Below are 20192 nucleotides of genomic sequence, written 5' to 3'. Positions count from 1 at the left end.
TCTGTCCCACTCTCTAAATATCAGGCAGAGCCCAGCATCAAGGACTGCAAATACCAGCGATAAGCTGCCCGATAATGATAGGCATTAAAAAACTTCATCTCCCCAATACCATAGCGCATCAAATAGTAAATCAGATAGCGCAAATGCAGGCTTTCCCACTCCAGACTCGTCCTTTGACAATGAGCATACTCATCCTCAAGCTCCCCATAGTAATCTCTGAATTGATTATAAATTTCTTGAATTTCCATTATAACTCCAATCTTTTTGCTTTAACACTAGTTTAACGCAAAAAGGAGGGGATTAGGGACAAGAAACGTATCTTGTCTCATTTAAGAGCTGAAAGGTAGGGTTAGGCACTAGAGAATGACATTTCAGGGAATATTTATGACATTTGGGAGTTGGGAGAACAACCTTTTTGCTAATCATTTACGATTTAATACTCTAAATTTAGAACTCAACTTGAATAGTTTACACTAAACTAAACAAAAATTATAAAGGGTTCTACATTAAAGGAATAAGAAAATTTTATGTTTAGAAAACCACGTCGCATTTTTGCAGATGACTTCAAACAATAGATCATTTCCCTTTATACTACTGGGAAAAAGGATAGTAACGTTATTATGGAATAAGATCTTACCCCTTTAACTTTCTATAATTGAGTTAAACAAGCCAGAACTACTAATTCATTTAAAACTATTAATAATTTTACGGATGAACAGTGAGAATTCATTACTCATAGAAAGGGTAATAAAGAACTTAAAATGCAGATTGATATCCTAAAAACAAGCGACAGTGATGTTGGCAAAAAGGAGAAGAATAACTGCTAACAAGGATGATACAGCATTTCTACCATGTGTAGATTCCTAAAAAACAAGAAATTTAGCTTTCACGACGTCTAATCCATCGAATCATGAAGAGATTAAACTTGATCTAAGCATATCAGAAAGCAAGTTTCAACATCCATTAAAAAAGAAAAAAATGAAACTCCAGTTCCAATCATGTAGACAGAGAATTCGACAACTACAAGTCCTTAGAAGTGTTGGTAACTGATTTGACTTATGTCCGAGTTGGGATACGTTGAATCTATGTCTATTTTATCATCTATCTCTATAACCTAGAAATCATAGAGTTATCCGTTGGCTAGCCCAAGACAAATGACTTAATCAAAGAAGCTTTACAGAGCATTCCTTATGCTTTAACTGAGGTCTATCTCTTTAATTCTGGTAGGGCAAAAGAGTTTGATAATGCTTCATTGATGAAATACTTCAATCTTTCAATATTGCTCATTCACTGAACCAATCTGGTTGTCCCTACGACAATGCTTTAGCTGCAAGTACTTAACATGCTTTCAAGCTTGAATTACTCAATCAAGAGAGTATTCAAGCTTTAAAATAATTAACTATTAATTAAGACAAAAAATTATGTCCACTAGTGAAATATTCACCGGTTTCATGACAGTCTTAATTATCAAACACCCATGACAATGAGGTTAATGAGTTAAATCAATACACTTTATAAATTTTGTACAGCAAACTGTTGCCTTTTCAACAACATCTCAGCCGTGCTATGAGCCGTGTTCGTGTTCAAATCATGAATCAATTGAATCGAAAATCGCACGAATATAAGGCACTGAAACGCTACTGGAAACTCATTCAACAGGATAGTCGGAAACTAAGTCACAAACGATTTTATCGTCCAACTTTTCGGTTGCACTTGACCAATAGAGAGATTCTAGAGAAGCTACTTTCTTACTCTCCAGAACTCCGAGAACACTATGAACTCTACCAACTCTTGCTTTTTCATTTTCAAGAGAAACAGGCTGATCATTTCTTTGATCTCATTGAAGATATCATTTCTTGTGTAAATCCCATCTTTCAAACTGTTTTTAAAACCTTTCTTAAGGACAAAGATAAAATTATCAACGCTCTGGAATTACCCTATTCTAACGCAAAATTGGAGGCCACTAACAACCTCATCAAAGTCATCAAGCGCAACGCTTTTGGCTTTCGGAACTTTGACAATTTTAGAACTAGAATCCTCATCGCTTTGGATATCAAAAAGGAGAAGACTGATTTAGTCCTCTCCAGAATATGATTTTTGGGTAACCCACTACAGTTGACAAAAAAACCAAAGCTACCCAAGATGAGATGGAATCCTCATTTTTCATTTTGCTTAAACTGTAGAGCTACTTTTTCATTGGGTTCCTACTACTGTTCTCTCTCAATATTAGTTTTTCATCAACACAGTACCTTTGACAAAGAGCCAATTAAAAAAACTATTTTTCTTTCTTTTTTATTGCGACTAGTCCTAAAGAAGTAGTTGCTACGCTAATTGCAAGCACAATTGATGCCTTTGAGCTTTCTACACCTGTTCTAGGAAGTTTTTGAGTATTAGCTACACCCACAGTTTGTTCCTTTACTTTTGGTGCCATATATACTGATTGGGATTCTGAAAGTATTTTATTAACATCCTTCGATACATTTGTATTAGAATTTTTCTTTTCATCTTTAAATACATCTCGAGGAGCAGTTCTCTTTTCCTCAGGTTTAACAGAAGATATCTTTTTATCATCTGTTTTATCCCCAGATAATTTCTTATCTCCAGGATTCTCATGAAGTGGTGGAACTGGTAAATTCTCTTTCTTGGTACCTACTAGAATGATTTCGTCAACAGGTTTCTCTAATACCTCTTCACTATCAACTATACGACCAACTTCTTCTCCAGAAGATTTAAAGACTATAGTCTTAACTTTTTTACGACCATTTATACCTTTAAGTTTAACAACACGCTCGCCTTCTTTAAGTGATGAGTCTAATTCTTCCACAATATTAAACTTGATGTCTTCTTCTTTAACTTCTTCATAAAAATTTAATTCAGGATTTTCAGGTTGAGTCAAAGTAGAAATATATTGTTTTAGAAGTTTTTTATACTCTTCTTCAAATTTAACTAGCTCAGTTTGTTTCTCAGCTAAGGATTTATGAAGTTCTTCAACCTTGGCATCCGCATTTTTTTTAGCTACTTTAGCAAGTTCCAATGCTTTTGCTGCATTTTCAAGAGAACGTACTAATTCTTCTGCTTGATCTTTAGCAGCTACTTTAGTCATCACTAGAGAAGCAGTAGCCTGAACATCTTTTTCAGCTTTAGCTAATTTAGTTTGAGCAACAGTAAGAGTCGCCTTCGCTTTTTCAGCAGCCTGCTTAGCAGTTGCTAACGCTGCTTTAGCCTTATTAAGCTCGTCAGCTCTATTAGTCGCATCTTGACGTAAGTTGTTTAATTTAGCTTCAGCGTCAGTAAGAGCTTTTTCAGCAACTGTAAGTTTATTAGTTGCATCAGTAAGAGCTTTTTCAGCAGCTGGTAATTGTGCCTTGTATTGCTTCGCAGTCTCTAAGTTGTTTTGTGCTTTAGTAACATCAGCTTTAGCATCATTAACTGCTTTTTCAGCTGCTTGCTTTTTCGCACTATATTCTTTTGCAGCTGTTGGATCATTTTTAATTTCAGTCGCATCGAATTTACTAGGATCAGTTACAATACTATTTCTTTCTTGTCCTACAGCTTTGTTCTCTCCAGCTGTTTGGAAATTGTGAACGAAGATTTCAAGATTAGTGAAGTATCTGTACTCTTTCCGTTGATTTACATACGGGTTTGGATTGAATCTAACAGATGCAGTTACACTTGTTGCATTGTACTCAGAAGCTTTGCGTCCTAATTTGTTTCCTTTTCCATCTTTACGGAATGCAATGCTTCCACCAATAGATAAAGCATTTTCCCATGCACGGTGAGAATTTGCCCCTGTATAGTCTTCGTTATTAGTGAACATTTTACTATTATATGCTTCGAAGATGTATTCTTTTAATTGACCCATTGTCATTTTAGGTCTACGTGTACTATTTTGCATTAAAGTATTTAGATTTTGAGCCGATTTGAATACTTCACTATCTTCTGTTTTTTGGAATGTTTTTGCATTTGCAAAAATTATATCACTTTGGTTTTGATTCTCACCAGTTTTGTACGACAAACCATTTGCTTTTGCTGCAACATTAATTCCATCGTAGTCAGGTTTAGCGTAAGTTTCTGTAACTTTTGCATATTTTTTGTTACGTGCATCAGCAGCTTCATTTGCGAATTTTTCCATACCTACAGTTGTTTTAACTTTAGGATTTCCTAGTTGTTCGCGGATTTGGTTAACAATGTGAAGACCGAATAAGTTAATCTCTCTCTTTTGATCAGCTGTTAAGTTCCAAATATCAACTTCACGTTTGTCAGTTGTATTAGTGTAGGTATTTTTAGCCATATTAGTTTTTGCTAATTGTTTTAATTTTTCAGCATTAGCAGTTACTTCAGCTTGATTTCTTGTGCTAAGTTCGTTGGCACGTCCATCACCAGTGTTATTTGGATCATTTTCACCCATTAATTTAGCACGTTCGTTTAATGCAGCTGCAAAATCAGCTCCTAAGTTAAATTTAACATCAGAGAAATCGTATCCTTGTGGAGCTTCTCCAAGATCTTTAAGTGCTTTTTCTTTTTCTGCTAAAGCTTGTTTTTTTATAGTTAAATCGTTTTCTTTAACAGCCAGATTCTTAGCTGCAGCTTCATCAGCTGCTTTAGCTGTATCTTTTGCTTTCTCCGCAGCTTCTTTTGCTTTTTCAGCTTCTGCTCTTTCAATAGCAGCTTTTGCTTTAGCCTCTTCAGCTGCAACTAGAGAAGGAACTCCATTTTCTAAGTCTTGTACTTTTTTAGTAGCAGCTTGTACATCTGCATTCGCTTTTTCGATTTCTGATTGTTTTGTTGCTACATCTTTAGCAAGAGCATCTCGAGTAGCTTTTTTTGCATTTATATCAGCCTTAGCGATATCAGTATCAATACTAGCTTTCGTAGCATCAACTTTAGCTTTTTGGATGTTTGCTGGAGTTGCTTCTTTTGCTATCTCCGCCGCAGCTTTTTCATTCTCTATCGCTTGTTTTGCATCAGCTTCTGCCTGCTTTAAGCTAATTTCTTTTTGCTCGATTATTTCTTTAGTCTCTGTTACTTTTTTCTCAGCATCTGAAACTTGCGTATCAGTAACTTGCTTCAGAGATTCTGATTCAGTAGCCTCGTTACCAACTGGTTGATTGCTTGTTTCATCTGCACTTACTTGTTGAGCAGATAATGCCATAAAAGCCGCCGCAGTTGACACCAATGCTGTTTTAATTTTTTTATCCATTAGTTTATAGTCTCCTAGAAATTTTATGTATAATCAATATTAATTATATCATTTTTTTGATTCTTTTCAACTTATTTATTCATATAGTACAATAGGGTAAAAAGGAATAAATCCGTTATAGTAAAATAGTGAAATATTACTAGAAAGAAATTTATTCCTATGTCCCCGTTTACCACAGAGTCGCTTCACTCCCTAGCCCAAAAACAAAATATCAACGAATTTTTCCGTTCTTCCATTGAAACAGCTATGAATGATCTACTTCAAGCAGAATCATCCACCTTTTGAGATATGAACTTTATGATGAGAAGTTTATAATATCGGTAGCAGTCGTAATGGAGCTTATTCAAAAAAATTTTAAAACTAAATATGGCAAGATTCATCTGACCATCCCTAGAGATCGAAATGGGAATTTTAGTCCAGCTTTAATACCAGCTTATGGACAGCGTGATGATTATTTATAAAATATAATTATTAAACTTTATCAGATAGGGATAACGACTCGGGAGATCAGCGATATCCTAAAGCGCATGTACGGTCATCACTATAGTCCAACCACGATTTCCAACATCTCAAAAGCAACTTAGGAGAATGTGGCTGTTTTTCATGACCGAACATTAGAAGCTAATTATCTGTCTTATTTCTTGACGGAACTTACCTTCCATTAAGACGAGAAAATATCAGTAAAGATGGCACTTGTAACCACACCATAAGGACCGAAAACTATTCTAGGTTACGAGATTGCCCCAAATAAAAACAATGCTTCTTAGTCAGATCTTCTGGATAAGATTCACAAATACGGGAGCTAGCTAGTTTCCCCTGTGGCGATAAATGGATTTAAGGGACTTGACCAGATTATAGGAAGGCCTATCCATTAGCCAAGTAACAGTATCGGTTGATTCATGTCAGTCGCAATCTAGCTAGTAAAGTGAAACGAACCGATAAAGCAGTTATTCTGATACAGTATAAGAGGATTTATCGTTTGAATACACCGAAAGAGGCAGAATAAGCCCTAGATACCTTTATCATCGAATGGAAACCCAAATACGGGAAAGCAAGGGAGAATCTAGAGTTAATGGACGTTCTTTTAACTCTTTATCAGTTTCCCCATCAGATTTGGTTTAATATCTACTCAACCAATCTCATTGAATCACTCAACAAGGAAATCAAATACCAAACGAAGAAGATTTTCCCCTAATGAGAAAACTCTGGAGCATTATTTGGTGACCTTGTTTGAAGATTACAATTCAGGCAAAGTTAACGAATATCGAATATATAGAGGAATTGGGCAATGTTCTGGCACGCTGGAAAGCCTATTAATTAACATTCCTCAGCTCTACTTAAGTGTTTACGCAAAATTATTGACAGAATCTATATTACACTACATTATTCTCTATTTTTGTTTTTTTAAATATTTCATTGGGTAAAATACAAAATCTCCATAAGGTATTTTTTTAGCTACATAAAGTATGATAATCGAACCAAACCAACCCATTAAGAGTCCCAAAATTACATGAAGGAAGACATTCCCAACACCTAACTTCAATAAAGTTATTCTAGTTACAGAAACTATTGGGGCATGTAACAGATAAATTACTAAACTATCTTTTCCTATCTTTCGGAAATATTCACCAAAACCTTTTACCGTATTCAAAATCGGATAAGAAGCCATGGCTAGAATTACAGACACTGGAAAAATGAGTCCATTTAATCCAGGTCTGTCATATGAAATATAGAAGGTAGGTGCAGATAACTGCCAATAAGTTAAAAATACTGTTATGGCGACAAGTGTCACACAGCTAATCGATTTCCATCTATTTGTCAAAAAAGTTCCAACACCTGAGTGTCTTATCCATGACCCTAACAAAAAGAAAAAAGTCCATAGGAAAATTTTCTGCACCACATAGATATTTACAGGTGTAAAAATAGAAATAAAATAAGCAACAATGCTAATGATAAATAAATGACGGTAGGATTTTATCCAAATAGAAAGGAAGGCAACGACTAGGTAAATCCACCAAAGAACATAGAGATACCAGGATACACCAAGTGGTGTTTGATAAATATTTACTAAATCCCAAAAAGAAGCTGCATTTCTTACCGTTGCACCACCTATTTTTTGAAGGATAAACTGTACAATTGAATAAAACAAATACGGAATTCCTAAGATAATTGTTTTTTGTTTTACAAATTTCACATAGCTCTTCAAGTCCGCAACTGGTTTAAAGAAAAATCCTGACAAGGCATAGAATACCGGAATATGGAACAAATAAAAAACCTGCGTCACAAATAATAACCATTGATTGCTATCCTCAAATCGTTTAGATTCAAATAATCCTAAAACAACATGTCCAAAGACAACCATTAAAACTGTTAAACCTTTCCCAAAATCTATCCATTCGATACGTTTAGGATTCTGTTGACTGTAAGCATTCATTTCTTTCTCTATCTCCTATTAAGATTAATAAAATGAGGAAAAGAAGTATTTCCTCATTTTAACATCAAATCTTTAGCTACCAAACTCTTCTTCTACTACATTAAGTGCTCGCTCAATAACCACATGCATATCATAATATTTATAGTCCGCTAAACGCCCACAGAAGATAACCTTATCATTCTTTGAAGCTTCCTCTTGGTACTTAGCAAACATCGCATTATTTTTTTCATCGTTAATCGGATAGTAGGGTTCATCTCCACGTTTCCAGTCAGCCGGATATTCACGCGTGATAACTGTCTTTGGCTGCGTTCCATATTCAAAATGCTTATGTTCGATAATACGAGTATAAGGAATCTCACGCTCTGTATAGTTCACTACAGCATTCCCTTGATAATTTTCCTCGTCCAAAGTCTCATGTTCAAATCGAAGGCTACGGTATTCTAACTCTCCGTGTTTGTAGTCAAAATATTGGTCGATCATTCCTGTGAAGACAACTTTCTTAGCAGATGCTTCCAACTCTTCACGGTGAGCAAAGAAATCTACTCCAAGTTCAACTTCTACATCTTTAAGCATGTTTTCGATAATCACATTATAACCACCAATAGGAATCCCTTGATAACGGTCATTAAAATAGTTATTATCAAATGTTAGACGAACTGGAAGGCGTTTAATGATAAATGGAGGCAGTTCTGTCGCTGAGCGACCCCACTGCTTTTCAGTATAGCCCTTGATCAATTTTTCATAGATATCCGGACCAATCAGCTTGATAGCTTGTTCTTCCAGATTTTTCGGCTCAACATCCTTCATATCAGCTGTCTGCTCAGCAATTTTATCTTTCACTTCCTGTGGAGTTTTTGTCCCCCACATAGCATAGAAGGTATTCATATTGAAAGGAAGGTTATAGAGACTTCCTTTATAGTTTGCGACAGGTGAGTTGATATAGTTATTAAACTCAGCGAATTGATTGACATAGTCCCAAACTTTTTTATTAGAAGTATGGAAGATATGGGCACCATATTTATGGACATTAATACCTTCTATATTTTCACAGTAGATATTTCCACCAATATGATCGCGTTTATCAATCACTTTTACTTTTTTACCACGTTTTGTAGCCTCGTATGCGAAGATTGCTCCAGACAAACCAGCTCCGACAATAAGATAATCGTACATAGTTAACTCCATTATTTTTTAATGATTTGTTTTAATTCTTTCACATCTATTACTTTCATAGATAGAATTGTAAAAAGATAAATGATTCCACCAAGCACTGCAAATGCTAGAACATTTATAGTCGGCGAAAAATGTATAAATGTTTTTGAACCTAGCAAAATGCCAAACATAATAGCTGATGCTAGGATAATTTTGGCCATAGATCCAATAATAGGAACTTCTTTGAGATATACGCGGGTGAAAAACAATTGGATTCCCCATACAAGAGACTCTGTCAAGACTGAAACTATTGCTGCTCCTACATAACCAAGTTTAGGAAGAAATAACAAATTCAAACCAACACTGAGAATTGCAGGCACAGTTGTTGAAACCATAAATTCCTTATTTTTATTGTGTGGAATCAAAATTTGAATTCCCATAATATTGGTCCAACCGATAAAGAACATGCGGAAAATCATAATAGAAATTGCATAGCGTGCATCTTGAAAGTCCTTCCCAAGGAAAAATTGAACAAAATCATCATTAACAATTAAGATTCCAGCTATAATTGGAAAAATAACTAAATTATAAATCAAGAAAGCTAGCTCATGCATCTTGTTCACAGCTTTATGATCACCCTTTGATAATAGACTAGATACTCGTGGCAACATGACACTCCCTAGTGAAGTTACTAAGGTCAATAAAATATTCACCAATTTCAATGCTTGATCATAAATTCCCACATCTCTCGTAGAAGCTAGCGCTCCTAACATCGTACGATCCAAAGTAACATAAAGCGAGATGGCAATCTGCGGTAAGAATAGCAAAATAATAGGCTTCAAATGATGTTTGGCGTATCCTAAATCAAAATGTGGTTTTCCAATAAATTCACGGGCTGGGACCCACATACTTAACTGACCTAACAATTCAAATGCTGTTAGAAGAAAAACATACAAATATAAATCACTCGCTGATTTTATAAACAAGAAAATAGCACTTACACCAACAAGCTTCACTGTGATATTCCTTGCCGTAATCTTACGAAAATCTTCTAACCCTTGAAATAGCCATGAAATATCTAGGCCTTTAGAAACCAAACTCAATCCCAATATATACGCCACTGGATTTTGCATTGTAGAGATCCCCATGCACAAGAGAATATATAAGAGAATCGATAATAATGCTGCACCAAATTGTAGGGTATATATACCCCAGAAATTTTTTTTGATTTCCTTTCGGTTACCTGAAATCTCCTTAGTCCCATAGTTAGCAACCCCTAAAGTCGCTAACAAGATGAAATAGGTAACAATAGAATTAAAATAGCCATATATCCCCAAATCATCTGAGCTAAAGACTCTAGTAACATAAGGTGTGGTTATTATTGGTAGAATAATAACCAATAATTGATATGAGAGATTATATGCGTAATTTTTTAGAACTTTCATTATTTTTTACTTCTAAACATATTTTTATTAATCTGCAAATTTACAATTCAAAACTTGATTTATCAGGGAATTTAGATTGAAATGCTTGATGTATTTTTTGATCATATTCAGAAAATTTCCCATCTTCATCCGTATCGTTGATACAAATAATTTTGTATTTCTCATTTTGAATAGCTTGCTGTATTTGTTCAACTTCCCAAATATCAAAGTACTTCCCAAAATGAATCGATTGAGGCATAAACTTACCTGATTCCACATTCCAGTGAGACATGACATAATGACTAATATCTGATAATTGTCTAAACCTATGGGAACTAACCTCCTCCAACAAATTCATTTCCTTTTCCCAGACTAAATTAAAGGTCGATTTCAAATGTGACAAACCAATATGATAATTTTTATATCCTAAAATCCCCGAATAAAAAATACTGAAAATATTACCAACTAAATACTTTCCTAATCTTAAACTATAAAACTTGTGCCATTCTGAAAATGGTTTCCTTTTCCGTTGAAAATGTTTATTCATCAGAATTGTATTATTTAACTCAATATGATTGAAACTTTCACGTGGAATTATAGGTAAGTAAATACCGAAATCTTTTGGAAGATTTTCTTTAAAGAAATCATCTGCTGTAGTAGGAGCAGCAAAATACATATCATCATTTAACAGTATAAAGTTCTCACTTAACTCTTCGATTCTATGTAAATTCAATTCAATCACATTAGAATTATAAGTCGGAAGATATTCCAGAGGTATATAATCACTATGTTTTACAATTTTTAATTTTGGATTCTTTGTATTCAACCATTCTGGTACATGCCCGTAAGTTATAAAGAAAATTCGGTTAATCCAACCTGCATAGCGTTCAACTGCCCGAAACCAGTACTTGAAATTCTCTGATGGTCTGTAACGATTTGCATTATTTGATTCTGACCATTGAGCACCAGATTCGTATAACCTCTTTTCTTGTAACCATTCAGGGTCTGTACCATCAACCCAAGTAATCACAAGATCTATTTTATTATTCATATGTTTCTCCAAAGAATTTATTCAATTATCTTATTTACTGCAGATTTTAAATAATATCCTTCTTTAAGCTTTTTCATAATGTTTTTAGCATTAGTGACTAGTTGCAGATATTCATCCTGACTGAGTTTTTCCAGTCTTTCAGATAATTCAAATAGACTATTAACTGCTAAACCAACTCCATTTTTTTCAACAAAGTTTGCTTCTGCTGAATCTTTCCATACAATAACGGGCAATCCCGAAGAAAGATACAAAGATAACTTATGAGGATTATTATATCTTAAATAATTTCCTGTCACTCCATCGCAAGTATCTAAACTTTCTCCATCCCATACTAATCCAAATCCACCATTTAAATGATTAGGAACTTCTTCTGGAGCAAAAGCACCTAAATAAGAAACATTAGAAACATCTTCTGTAGGATGATATCCAATCCCCATCAATTGAAAACGAATGCTAGGAACCTTATCCAACTGATACAAATATGGACTTTTATCAGGTGATAGATTCCCAGCTACTGTAACTGTTTTTGAATATTCAATTAATGATGATACGCTCTTATCATTTAAATAATCAAATATTTCTAAAATAACTAGTCTCTTTTCATCTACTCCATACTTAACAAACCAATCTTTCATTTCTTCATTATGAACAATGATTGAATCAGCAAAAGATAGCATTTCATCAAACTCTTTCTGATAAAATGGATCATCATAAATTCCTCTGATCAATTCAACATCATGAACCAATGAAATTATTTTCACTTGTTTTTCCTTCAATTTTAAAAGACTTGGAGTTCTACCAAAGTGATTTCTGCGATAGGGATGTTGTAATAATAAAACATCTCCTTCGGACAATTTATTTAAAACCTTATTCCACTGTTTATAAAAAGAAAGTTGTCTTATTATTTTAGAAACAGGTGATTTATCCTCAGGCTTATGGCGTACAATTTCTATTTTTTCGAATCCTATTTCCTCCAAAATATTAACACAATCATTAGTGGCTTTACTACCAGCGTGCATGTGTGTCCCATACGATTCAACAATCTGATACTTTTTCATTCATTTCTCCTAAGAGTATATTCTGTAAGGTTAATGTTTGAGTTTCAATTTCAAATCCTTTTAATTTAAACATCTTCTCAATCTCAGACTCAGTGGCTCTAGGTTTTTCCAATAACTCAAGTATAGCTTTTGCCCAAACAGTAATCGAGGCATCTAGAGATAGGTAACGGATTGAATCTAATATTTTCAATTCTGTCGTAACTGCATCACTCACCAAAACCGGCAATCCATTTGCTTGAGCTTCTACAGCAGATAGAGGCAACCCCTCAAATATTGAAGGCAAAACAAATAAATCTAAGGAGCTTAACCATCTCTTCATATCCTTCTGACTTCCTGCCAACAAAACTTCATCTTCAATTCCATAAGATTTTATCTTTTCTTTGATTAAATCTACGGTTGAATTTGCACCTGCAACTTTACCAATAATTACTAAGCGAAGATTAGGATTTTTCTTGTAAGCTTCATAAAAAACATCTATTAAGAATGGTTGGTTTTTTTGGATATCTAGTCGGCCGACATTCCCAATAACTCTACAATCATTCCATCCTAACTCTGTTCTAAGATCAAGTCTATCCTTTTCTGAAAATGAAAAGTTATCTACTTCAATAGCATTTTGTATAATTTGCGCACCTGATCGGATTTTATCGATGAACATATAATCCGCAGCTATCCCTGAACAGGCAAAAAAATGAGTAGCTATTTGAGGCAATTTCGAACGATTCAGATTGTGTAAAATTTGTCTTACTTTATTCCCCTTGAACATTGAACTATGACTATGGATGATTCGAGTTTTTATACCATATTTTTTTGCATATTTTAACAGATCGAGATTGGGAATTGCCATCGCATTATACCAAATCGCATCATATTTTTTTCCTTCCGTAGCAAAAAATTCTCTTAATTCTCTCATATATTTAAGAGGATTTTTTCCTTTACGAGGTAAATAATACACTCTTGATCCTTTTGAAATAATCTCGTCTTCAAATACAATCGGTTCTCTAGTTCTTTTAATAAAATCGACTTGAAACTTAGATGGATCAAGATGACGATAATAGTTCATTATAAATGTTTCAGTACCAGCAAGAACAGGAGACATTCCTGTCATTAAAATTTTATAGACCATTACATCTCCTTTGTTAACTCAATAACCAGTTTCTTCGTTTGCGGATATTTCTCAATATCAAATTTTCTTGAAAATAGGTATCCCTTTTGTGCAGCATCTCTCAATTCATGTAAATCTTTTTCACTATCAGTCCATGTATATGGTTTTCCATCCCACCAATTAATATAGCGTAAGTTACCTTGAAACTCTTCTTTATAGCCATGGTTAATTGATGAATCGAACACACTATAGTCTGTTCGTTCTTTATTTAAAATCATTGGTAAAAACACTTCGTCATTGAGAAAAGATTTCCTAAACATCTTCTCAATATCTGCTTCTCTATCTATCAATAATTGCACAATATCGCTTGGTAATGAGACCCACTGACTGGCTTTCATAGGACTAACATTAAATAATTTATACCGATCAACTCTGAGTAGTTTTTGAATCCATACCTCTAAATTACGATAAATCTTGAATGCAAGCTTACCTATGGCACCAGGTAAAGTGCGATAGGTAAAACTCTCAAAAAAGTGATAATATTTAAATCTATTTATATCCTCACCGTTCTCCTCTATATTCATAAAAGTAAGGAAGGAATAATTTGGATAATCATCAAAGAAATTATGGATTCTCTGTTGAGAACTCAATGGTAAGTCTACACCACTTATTAAATGATAAAAATAATAAGATTCTCTCCTAGACGCTGCTTTAAATAAAAGCATTTCAGCTTCAATTTGTGAATATCCACCCCAACTAACTGCAACTCTTTCTGTAAAATAAACATTTGATAGATTGGCACTAGATTCAATAAAACTCTTATGAGAGTCATTAAAATTTGATTTTTTATCAACATGAATAAAAATATCGTTATTTTGATGATCCAATAAAGAAACTAAAAATGCTAGTTGTTTAAATTGACTGTGTGCTAGTATTAGATATGCGTGCTTATGCACCATAATTTTTTATCCTTATCATAGTATTTATTGCATTTGCAAATAAGTTGTACGAAGTTGTAAAAAGTATGATCAGTATTTTTCTACTAACAGGAATGGCCTGTCTTAGTAAAATTTTCTTATTTTTCTTCAATTCGTCTATCATAGACTTTATTTGAACTTTATGTACTATACGAATATTTTTATAATCTAAAGAAAGAGCTATTTCTGTTAAAAGAGCTAGGTCTGCTCTATAACGATTAATTTGAGCCCATTCTTTATACCTATCATTATTACTTGCTTTAGCATACTGGCATACTAAATCCCAACCCTTTAAAACATCAAAATGTTTAGACGTGAATTTAGCTGTCAAACCTGAGTTATTGATAAAATAATTGTATACAATTTTATCAGTAACAACTATTGTTTGAGAATTTAAAATGTATCGGAACGTTGTCGGAACATCTTCTGCAAAGAAACCTAAGGGAAATTCAATTCCTTCGACAACTTTTCTTCTATACAATTTATTCCAAACGTAATATTCAATAGTCTGACTTTCAATCTTAAAATATCGTTTTGCGTATTCTTCTTGTGTTAATAATTCTGAAGTATGGAAACTTTTTTGATGATTCACAACATCTGAAGTCCTATATACCCCACCAACAACCATATCTGCATTTTGTTTTATAGCTTGTTCCAACAAAAATTCGACGGCATCCAATTCTAGCCAATCATCCGAATCTACAAACATGACAAAATCACCTGATATATATTTCAAGCCAGTATTTCGCGCCTCAGACAACCCTGCATTCTTTTGGTGGATAACCTTTGCTCTAATTTCCTTGCTAACAAACTTTTTACAAATTTCCCCTGATCCATCAGTCGAGCCATCATTGACCAAAATAATTTCTATATTTTTATATGTTTGATTCTTTACAGATTCTAGGCAACGTTCTAAATATGATTCAACATTATAAACTGGAATAACCAAACTAACAGTTGGCATAAGAGTTATTTCTCCTTTACATTATTATCTCACTTTCTGAGTATCTATATTTTCTATAGATTAACGAACCGATTAAAATCCAAAAAATATTATAATAGATATTCAATATCAAATCGTCAATCAAAGCATGGAAACTCAGGGAAATTAGAATAATACTTAAGACAATTTGTCCCTTTTTCAAAAGCTTTACTAAAGTTGCAGTCAGTAAAGTTAAAATAATAATTAAAGCTATCAGCCCAAAATGTTGAAGAATCTGAATATATAGATTATCTACATATAAATATGCATCCGTACTACGCTCTCCTTGCATACTCAAACCATTCCCGACCCAAGCAATTCTCTGCCCAAGCATCCCATAACCATATAAACTTAACGAACGATTTGATAAATAAATACGCCCCCCTAGGAATTGATTTGCTTGATGGAAGAAATGATTTAAGAAAGCATTTGAGGTACTTAAGTAATTTTTTGAAATCCAATAACTTAAATAGGCATTAACAAAATAGGTAAGCGTGAAAAGCTTTAATAAAAGACTAATTTTCTCAATAACAGTCGGGATTAGCTTCATGGCTAAATTAGCTAATAGTAACAAACAAGAACTTATAAAAGCCAGTCGTGAATCAGTTTCTAAATATAGGTACATTGAAACTAAAAATAATATGAGAAGACGCTGATACGACACTGTTTCTTGCTTTAAAAAAAAAGATATGGCTATGATATTCAGCATAATTGTCGATGGAAATAGCGAATATCTAAAGCCAAGATAGTGCCGAACTCTAGTTGCTGAAAACTCGATGTAATCAGGAATTAAACCTAGCTTACTAGTCAATATCACAAGGAACAACATAGCAATACTAATGATAAAAGCTACTTTGACTACTTTTGAAAAAGGGATATCCCTCAAGCTATATATCAGAGATAACCCTAAGACCATAAACGAAGTATAGCTCGTTACACTCCCTATGATAAAGTAGAGCGTAGCTCCCCCTAGCAAACCCAATAGAGACTCAAAGCTATTACTCCCAGATATAAATTCTTTCAAGAGCATTAACAAAATTATCAAAAAGATCGCAACATTATATAGCATAGGGGATATAAACTGAGCGTAAAGACTTACATTCAATAGCGAAAATAAGAGGAATATAGCTAATGCTACTAGTCCTAAAATTTCCGGCAGTGAATATCTTTTGATAGTGATTTTCATATTCCCTCCTAGAAACTCTGTCCATACTTCTTTCCGAAAAATTTAGCCATTAAGAAAGATTTCCCTTTTTCAAACAAATCTATTTTCTCCATATACATAAATGGTACTTCTTCAGGCGTTGTTCCTTTTTTATCTAACCAAACATTAAACAACAGCTCACTAACGCGCCCAAATAAGCGTGACTCAAATGGGGTATAATTCGTTAAGTCCATCTGTTCGTACATAGTATCTAGAATTAAGAAAAGCCACGGTAAATAGTCGTCTAATAGTTCTTTTTTCATAATAAACATATTAAACATATAACCGCTTCTCTGTTTCATAACTTTATCAAATGAGGAAAGATATTCTGGACTCTTTTTCTCAATAATTTTCCTAGCAAGATCCAGATGTTCTCCGTTAAGAGTATGGTCATAATGAGAATAAAGAGTTTCAATATAATACTTTCGTTTCTTTGGAACTATTATATCGGATTTCTCTAATAATGTTTCAATGTTAGAACGAGACAAAATGACATCATCCATATTTATATTTTCATTATATGCTTGAGATTTATTTGTAAAGTAACGACGATAATGGACTAAACCTAAGTAATCGTAATCAAGATTCTTCCATGCCCAATAAAGTCCCGTCAACTCACAATAAAATGGGTTTAGAGAGGATATATTATCGCCGGTATTATCACCTATAAAACCAATATCTGGTTTACCCTCGCTCCCAACATGGATTGGAAAGTATAGACTACCGTCTTGAGGCATTTTAACCTCTTTATGTGTTGCCACAATGATTTTTACATCTATCACTCTATTTCGCTCCATCTTTCATTAGTACGACTTTAATAGTCTTTAGTAAAATTTTAATATCTGACCAGATGGTCCAATCATCAATATAGGACACATCTAGCTTTACAACATCATCAAAATTCGTGATTTCACTGCGGCCACTGACTTGCCAGAGGCCTGTGATACCTGGTTTGAAACTCAAACGTTTTTTCTGTTCAGGCGTGTATTTCTCATACTCATCCACAGTAGGAGGACGCGTACCGACCAGACTCATATCGCCTTTGAGGACATTCCAAAACTGAGGCAACTCATCCAGACTTGTCTTGCGGATAAAGTGTCCAATCGGAGTAATGCGAGGGTCATTATCGACCTTAAACATACCATCTGACATCGTATTTTGCGCCATCAGCTCTTTTTTGCGCTCTTCAGCATCCACAGCCATGGACCGGAATTTATAAAATTTAAAGATACGACCATTTTTCCCAACTCGATCTTGAGAGAAAATAGCTGGACCACCATCTTTTTTGATCTGAGGCACTAGGAAAATAGCGGCTATCCCACAGATCAATAAACCAAATAGGGCACCAACAATATCCAGAAGTCGTTTCAAAAGGACATGGTAATAACTATAGAAGCGGGTTGAAAACGTAACAATATTAAAACCAGCCACATTGCGAATGCGCTTCTCGCCATTGGTTGGGAAATCTAGGGCATTGATATTAACATTAACGTCGATTCCCATATGCTCAAACTGAGAAATCAAATCTTCCAAGCGATAGAGGTCACTAGGTAGGTTGATAAAAACCTCATCCACTACCGACCGGGTTGCGTACTCAATCATATCTTTTTCCAGCACCACATCAAAAACAGAGCTTGTAAAAGAAGGATCATCCACTACTGTTACTGCCACTATCTGACCAGCAAAGTCTTGTGCTTTTTCAATTTGAGCAAAAAATTTTCCTACCCTAGCGCTTGTAGTAATGACAAAAACTTTCGTACTGTTCTTTGATCTAGCATGAATAGAAGAATAGTAGTTTTTGAACAAAATATTGGCCGCATAAACTAATAGACCATTTAGTAAGATGAAATAAATCAGCCCCCGGCGCGAGATAGAAAAATGTTCCTCCATGATAAAGGAAGAAAAAGTAACAAAGAGAGCATAGAAGCCACTATATTTTAAAGTTTGGATAAACTCTACAAAGTAACCTCTACGGAAAAAGTGATGAAAATAATTACTAATATAAAAAGCAAGGATATGAAGCAAAGAGAGGATAAAGACACTTGTCCTCGTCAAATCAGAATTAGAAATAAAGCTCACTAAAACGGCCGCCAGCATAGACACTAGCAGTTCTAATACAGCTACTCCTAACTCTTGAATTTCCCTTTGCTTTCTAAACATACATTACTTCTCGCTTTTCTTTTCTTCTCTCAAACGATCTCCATAGTTTCCGTAGGAACCATAGAAACCGTATTTATCTGCTTCGACATTATATTTATTTAAGATTACACCAAGGAAAGGAGTAGAGGACTGCTCCAGCTGGGTCTTAGACTTTTGAACCATTTTCCGTTTCACTACATTACTAGCAACTACTAACATGCTTGCATCACAAAACTTGGAAATAAGAGTCGCATCTATGACCATACCAATAGGAGGAGTGTCCACAATAATATAATCATAATGACGACGGAGAACATCCATCATTACCTCAAATTTTTCGCTCTGCACAAGTGCCGTTGGATTTGGTGAGGCTTGCCCTGAAGTGATAACAAAGAGATTTTCCTCATCCGTTTCACACAATCCTTGCGATAAGTCTGTATTTCCAGACAGGTACTCTGTTAGGCCTGTGATTTTCTCACTACTCCTAAAAACACCACCAAGCATCTTAGAATTTCGAATATCCGCATCAATCAAAAGAGTCTTGTAACCCGCCTTAGCAAAGGTCAGAGCCAGATTGGTTGATGTTGTCGTCTTTCCCTCTCCTGGGAAGGTAGAACTCACAGCAATCACCTTGATGTTCTCGCCACTAAGTTGGATATTGGTTCGAAGAGCATTGTAATACTCCTCTACCCTCGAAATAGAAAGTTTTTTCTTTTTTGCTAACTCTAATATTGGCATTGTATCTCCTAACCTACCTTACTCATATCTGGAATGACACCAAGCAAAGTCATTCTCAAAGTTTCTTCGATATCTTCTGGCTTCTTGACACGGTCATCAAGGATTTCCACGCTCACTACTACAAGGACCATCAAGACACCACCCGCAAGCACTCCAATGATGGTATTGCGACGAATGTTTGGAGAAGACGGTGTTTTCGGTGTTTCTGCTTCTTCCAGCGTTGTAACATCAGAGACCTTGGTAACAGCGATGATTTTCTCAGCAGCAACTTCACGCAAGGTATTAGCGATACGGCTGGCTTCTGCTGGATCCGCATGCGTCACTGTAATAGACACAATCCGAGTATCTGTCGGTACAGTCACCGTCACCTTAGACGCCAAGTCAGATGGTGAACCTGACAATTTCAATTCTGAAATGACGGATGCCAAGACATCCTGAGACAAGATGATTTCCTTGTAGTCCTTTACCAGATACGAACCTGCCTGCAGGTCTTGGTTGGTCAAAGCAGGATTGTCGCCCTGCTGGCGATTGACAACGTAGATACGTGTCGTACTCTTATAAGTAGGCTTAGCAATAAAAACACTGTAACCTAGGGCTAAAATTCCCGTCAATAAGGCAGTTAAGATGATTAAAAACTTCCGTTTCCAAAGTGTCTTCAACAGAAACAACACATCGATTTCGATCATTTGATTTTCTTGATTCATGTATTTACTTTCTCCAGAGTTTGATTG

Annotated in this window: 15 protein-coding genes and 3 pseudogenes; 3 read left to right on the top strand and 15 right to left on the bottom strand. The window is 34.7% G+C overall.

Going from position 1 to position 20192, the window contains the following annotated elements:
* Positions 1–20: 20 nt before the first annotated feature.
* Positions 21–248 (bottom strand): sigma(X)-activator ComW, encoded by a 228-nt coding sequence (comW, locus tag O3651_RS04450; protein WP_045500276.1) that lies wholly within the window; start codon positions 246–248, stop codon positions 21–23.
* 327 nt (positions 249–575) lie between these two features.
* On the opposite strand from comW, the pseudogene O3651_RS04445 reads away from it, so the two are divergent.
* Positions 576–1501 (top strand): annotated as a pseudogene (locus O3651_RS04445) (integrase core domain-containing protein).
* A gap of 47 nt (positions 1502–1548) precedes the next feature.
* Positions 1549–2094: pseudogene (locus tag O3651_RS04440) on the top strand (transposase); the annotation flags it as partial.
* Positions 2095–2275: 181 nt separating this feature from the next.
* On the opposite strand, the gene O3651_RS04435 reads toward O3651_RS04440, so the two are convergent.
* On the bottom strand, positions 2276–5200 hold the full coding sequence (locus tag O3651_RS04435; protein ID WP_371609689.1) for an SEC10/PgrA surface exclusion domain-containing protein: 2925 nt from the start codon (positions 5198–5200) through the stop codon (positions 2276–2278).
* A 159-nt stretch (positions 5201–5359) separates the two neighbouring features.
* Between O3651_RS04435 and O3651_RS04430 the strand changes: the two are divergent.
* Positions 5360–6519 (top strand): annotated as a pseudogene (locus O3651_RS04430) (IS256 family transposase); the annotation flags it as partial.
* Positions 6520–6590: 71 nt separating this feature from the next.
* Here the strand turns inward: O3651_RS04430 and O3651_RS04425 are convergent.
* The 13 genes from O3651_RS04425 to O3651_RS04365 form a co-directional block, all read right to left on the bottom strand.
* Positions 6591–7634 (bottom strand): acyltransferase family protein, encoded by a 1044-nt coding sequence (locus O3651_RS04425; protein WP_371609688.1) that lies wholly within the window; start codon positions 7632–7634, stop codon positions 6591–6593.
* Between the two features lie 72 nt (positions 7635–7706).
* On the bottom strand, positions 7707–8807 hold the full coding sequence (glf, locus tag O3651_RS04420) for a UDP-galactopyranose mutase (RefSeq protein ID WP_371609687.1): 1101 nt from the start codon (positions 8805–8807) through the stop codon (positions 7707–7709).
* An 11-nt stretch (positions 8808–8818) separates the two neighbouring features.
* Entirely contained in the window at positions 8819–10231 is a 1413-nt protein-coding gene (locus tag O3651_RS04415; protein WP_371609686.1) for a flippase, read from the bottom strand.
* A gap of 40 nt (positions 10232–10271) precedes the next feature.
* The gene (locus O3651_RS04410) at positions 10272–11261 is read right to left on the bottom strand and encodes a Stealth CR1 domain-containing protein (protein ID WP_371609685.1); all 990 of its coding nucleotides are present in this window, start codon (positions 11259–11261) and stop codon (positions 10272–10274) included.
* 17 nt (positions 11262–11278) lie between these two features.
* Positions 11279–12319 (bottom strand): sugar transferase, encoded by a 1041-nt coding sequence (locus O3651_RS04405; RefSeq protein WP_371609684.1) that lies wholly within the window; start codon positions 12317–12319, stop codon positions 11279–11281.
* On the bottom strand, positions 12297–13442 hold the full coding sequence (locus tag O3651_RS04400) for a glycosyltransferase family 1 protein (RefSeq protein WP_371609683.1): 1146 nt from the start codon (positions 13440–13442) through the stop codon (positions 12297–12299). Before O3651_RS04400 ends, O3651_RS04405 begins: the two co-directional genes overlap by 23 nt.
* Positions 13442–14380, bottom strand: a complete 939-nt coding sequence (locus O3651_RS04395; protein WP_125389913.1) for a beta-1,6-N-acetylglucosaminyltransferase — start codon at positions 14378–14380, stop codon at positions 13442–13444. The genes O3651_RS04400 and O3651_RS04395 overlap by 1 nt, the downstream gene beginning before the upstream one ends.
* Positions 14370–15362 carry a glycosyltransferase gene (locus O3651_RS04390; protein WP_125389914.1) on the bottom strand — a complete coding sequence of 331 codons (993 nt, stop codon included), beginning with the start codon at positions 15360–15362 and terminating at the stop codon, positions 14370–14372. Before O3651_RS04390 ends, O3651_RS04395 begins: the two co-directional genes overlap by 11 nt.
* Before the next feature lie 16 nt (positions 15363–15378).
* Positions 15379–16566: a polymerase gene (locus tag O3651_RS04385; RefSeq protein WP_371609682.1), complete on the bottom strand. Its 1188-nt coding sequence runs from the start codon at positions 16564–16566 to the stop codon at positions 15379–15381.
* Positions 16567–16574: 8 nt separating this feature from the next.
* Entirely contained in the window at positions 16575–17381 is an 807-nt protein-coding gene (locus O3651_RS04380) for a DUF4422 domain-containing protein (protein ID WP_371609681.1), read from the bottom strand.
* Positions 17368–18744, bottom strand: coding sequence for a sugar transferase (locus O3651_RS04375; RefSeq protein WP_371609680.1), 1377 nt, complete (start codon positions 18742–18744; stop codon positions 17368–17370). Before O3651_RS04375 ends, O3651_RS04380 begins: the two co-directional genes overlap by 14 nt.
* A gap of 3 nt (positions 18745–18747) precedes the next feature.
* Complete coding sequence (locus O3651_RS04370; RefSeq protein WP_371609679.1) at positions 18748–19461, bottom strand: tyrosine-protein kinase; 714 nt, start codon at positions 19459–19461, stop codon at positions 18748–18750.
* A gap of 8 nt (positions 19462–19469) precedes the next feature.
* On the bottom strand, positions 19470–20165 hold the full coding sequence (locus tag O3651_RS04365) for a Wzz/FepE/Etk N-terminal domain-containing protein (protein WP_371609678.1): 696 nt from the start codon (positions 20163–20165) through the stop codon (positions 19470–19472).
* Between the last annotated feature and the right edge of the window lie 27 nt (positions 20166–20192).

The sequence above is a fragment of the Streptococcus sp. 27098_8_73 genome (genome assembly GCF_041432495.1).
Lineage (GTDB): Bacteria > Bacillota > Bacilli > Lactobacillales > Streptococcaceae > Streptococcus.
The sequence above is the reverse complement of the archived record's forward strand: the minus strand, read 5'-3'. Positions and strand labels throughout refer to the sequence as shown.

Bases quoted from the DNA above. Each gene is read 5' to 3' on its own strand.
- O3651_RS04425 (WP_371609688.1), bottom strand. From the start codon at position 7,634: ATGAATGCTTACAGTCAACAGAATCCTAAACGTATCGAATGGATAGAT.
- O3651_RS04415 (WP_371609686.1), bottom strand. From the start codon at position 10,231: ATGAAAGTTCTAAAAAATTACGCATATAATCTCTCATATCAATTATTG.
- O3651_RS04370 (WP_371609679.1), bottom strand. From the start codon at position 19,461: ATGCCAATATTAGAGTTAGCAAAAAAGAAAAAACTTTCTATTTCGAGG.
- O3651_RS04365 (WP_371609678.1), bottom strand. From the start codon at position 20,165: ATGAATCAAGAAAATCAAATGATCGAAATCGATGTGTTGTTTCTGTTG.
- glf (WP_371609687.1), bottom strand. From the start codon at position 8,807: ATGTACGATTATCTTATTGTCGGAGCTGGTTTGTCTGGAGCAATCTTC.
- O3651_RS04385 (WP_371609682.1), bottom strand. From the start codon at position 16,566: ATGAAAATCACTATCAAAAGATATTCACTGCCGGAAATTTTAGGACTA.
- O3651_RS04435 (WP_371609689.1), bottom strand. From the start codon at position 5,200: ATGGATAAAAAAATTAAAACAGCATTGGTGTCAACTGCGGCGGCTTTT.
- O3651_RS04390 (WP_125389914.1), bottom strand. From the start codon at position 15,362: ATGCCAACTGTTAGTTTGGTTATTCCAGTTTATAATGTTGAATCATAT.
- comW (WP_045500276.1), bottom strand. From the start codon at position 248: ATGGAAATTCAAGAAATTTATAATCAATTCAGAGATTACTATGGGGAG.
- O3651_RS04380 (WP_371609681.1), bottom strand. From the start codon at position 17,381: ATGGAGCGAAATAGAGTGATAGATGTAAAAATCATTGTGGCAACACAT.
- O3651_RS04405 (WP_371609684.1), bottom strand. From the start codon at position 12,319: ATGAAAAAGTATCAGATTGTTGAATCGTATGGGACACACATGCACGCT.
- O3651_RS04395 (WP_125389913.1), bottom strand. From the start codon at position 14,380: ATGGTGCATAAGCACGCATATCTAATACTAGCACACAGTCAATTTAAA.
- O3651_RS04375 (WP_371609680.1), bottom strand. From the start codon at position 18,744: ATGTTTAGAAAGCAAAGGGAAATTCAAGAGTTAGGAGTAGCTGTATTA.
- O3651_RS04410 (WP_371609685.1), bottom strand. From the start codon at position 11,261: ATGAATAATAAAATAGATCTTGTGATTACTTGGGTTGATGGTACAGAC.
- O3651_RS04400 (WP_371609683.1), bottom strand. From the start codon at position 13,442: ATGGTCTATAAAATTTTAATGACAGGAATGTCTCCTGTTCTTGCTGGT.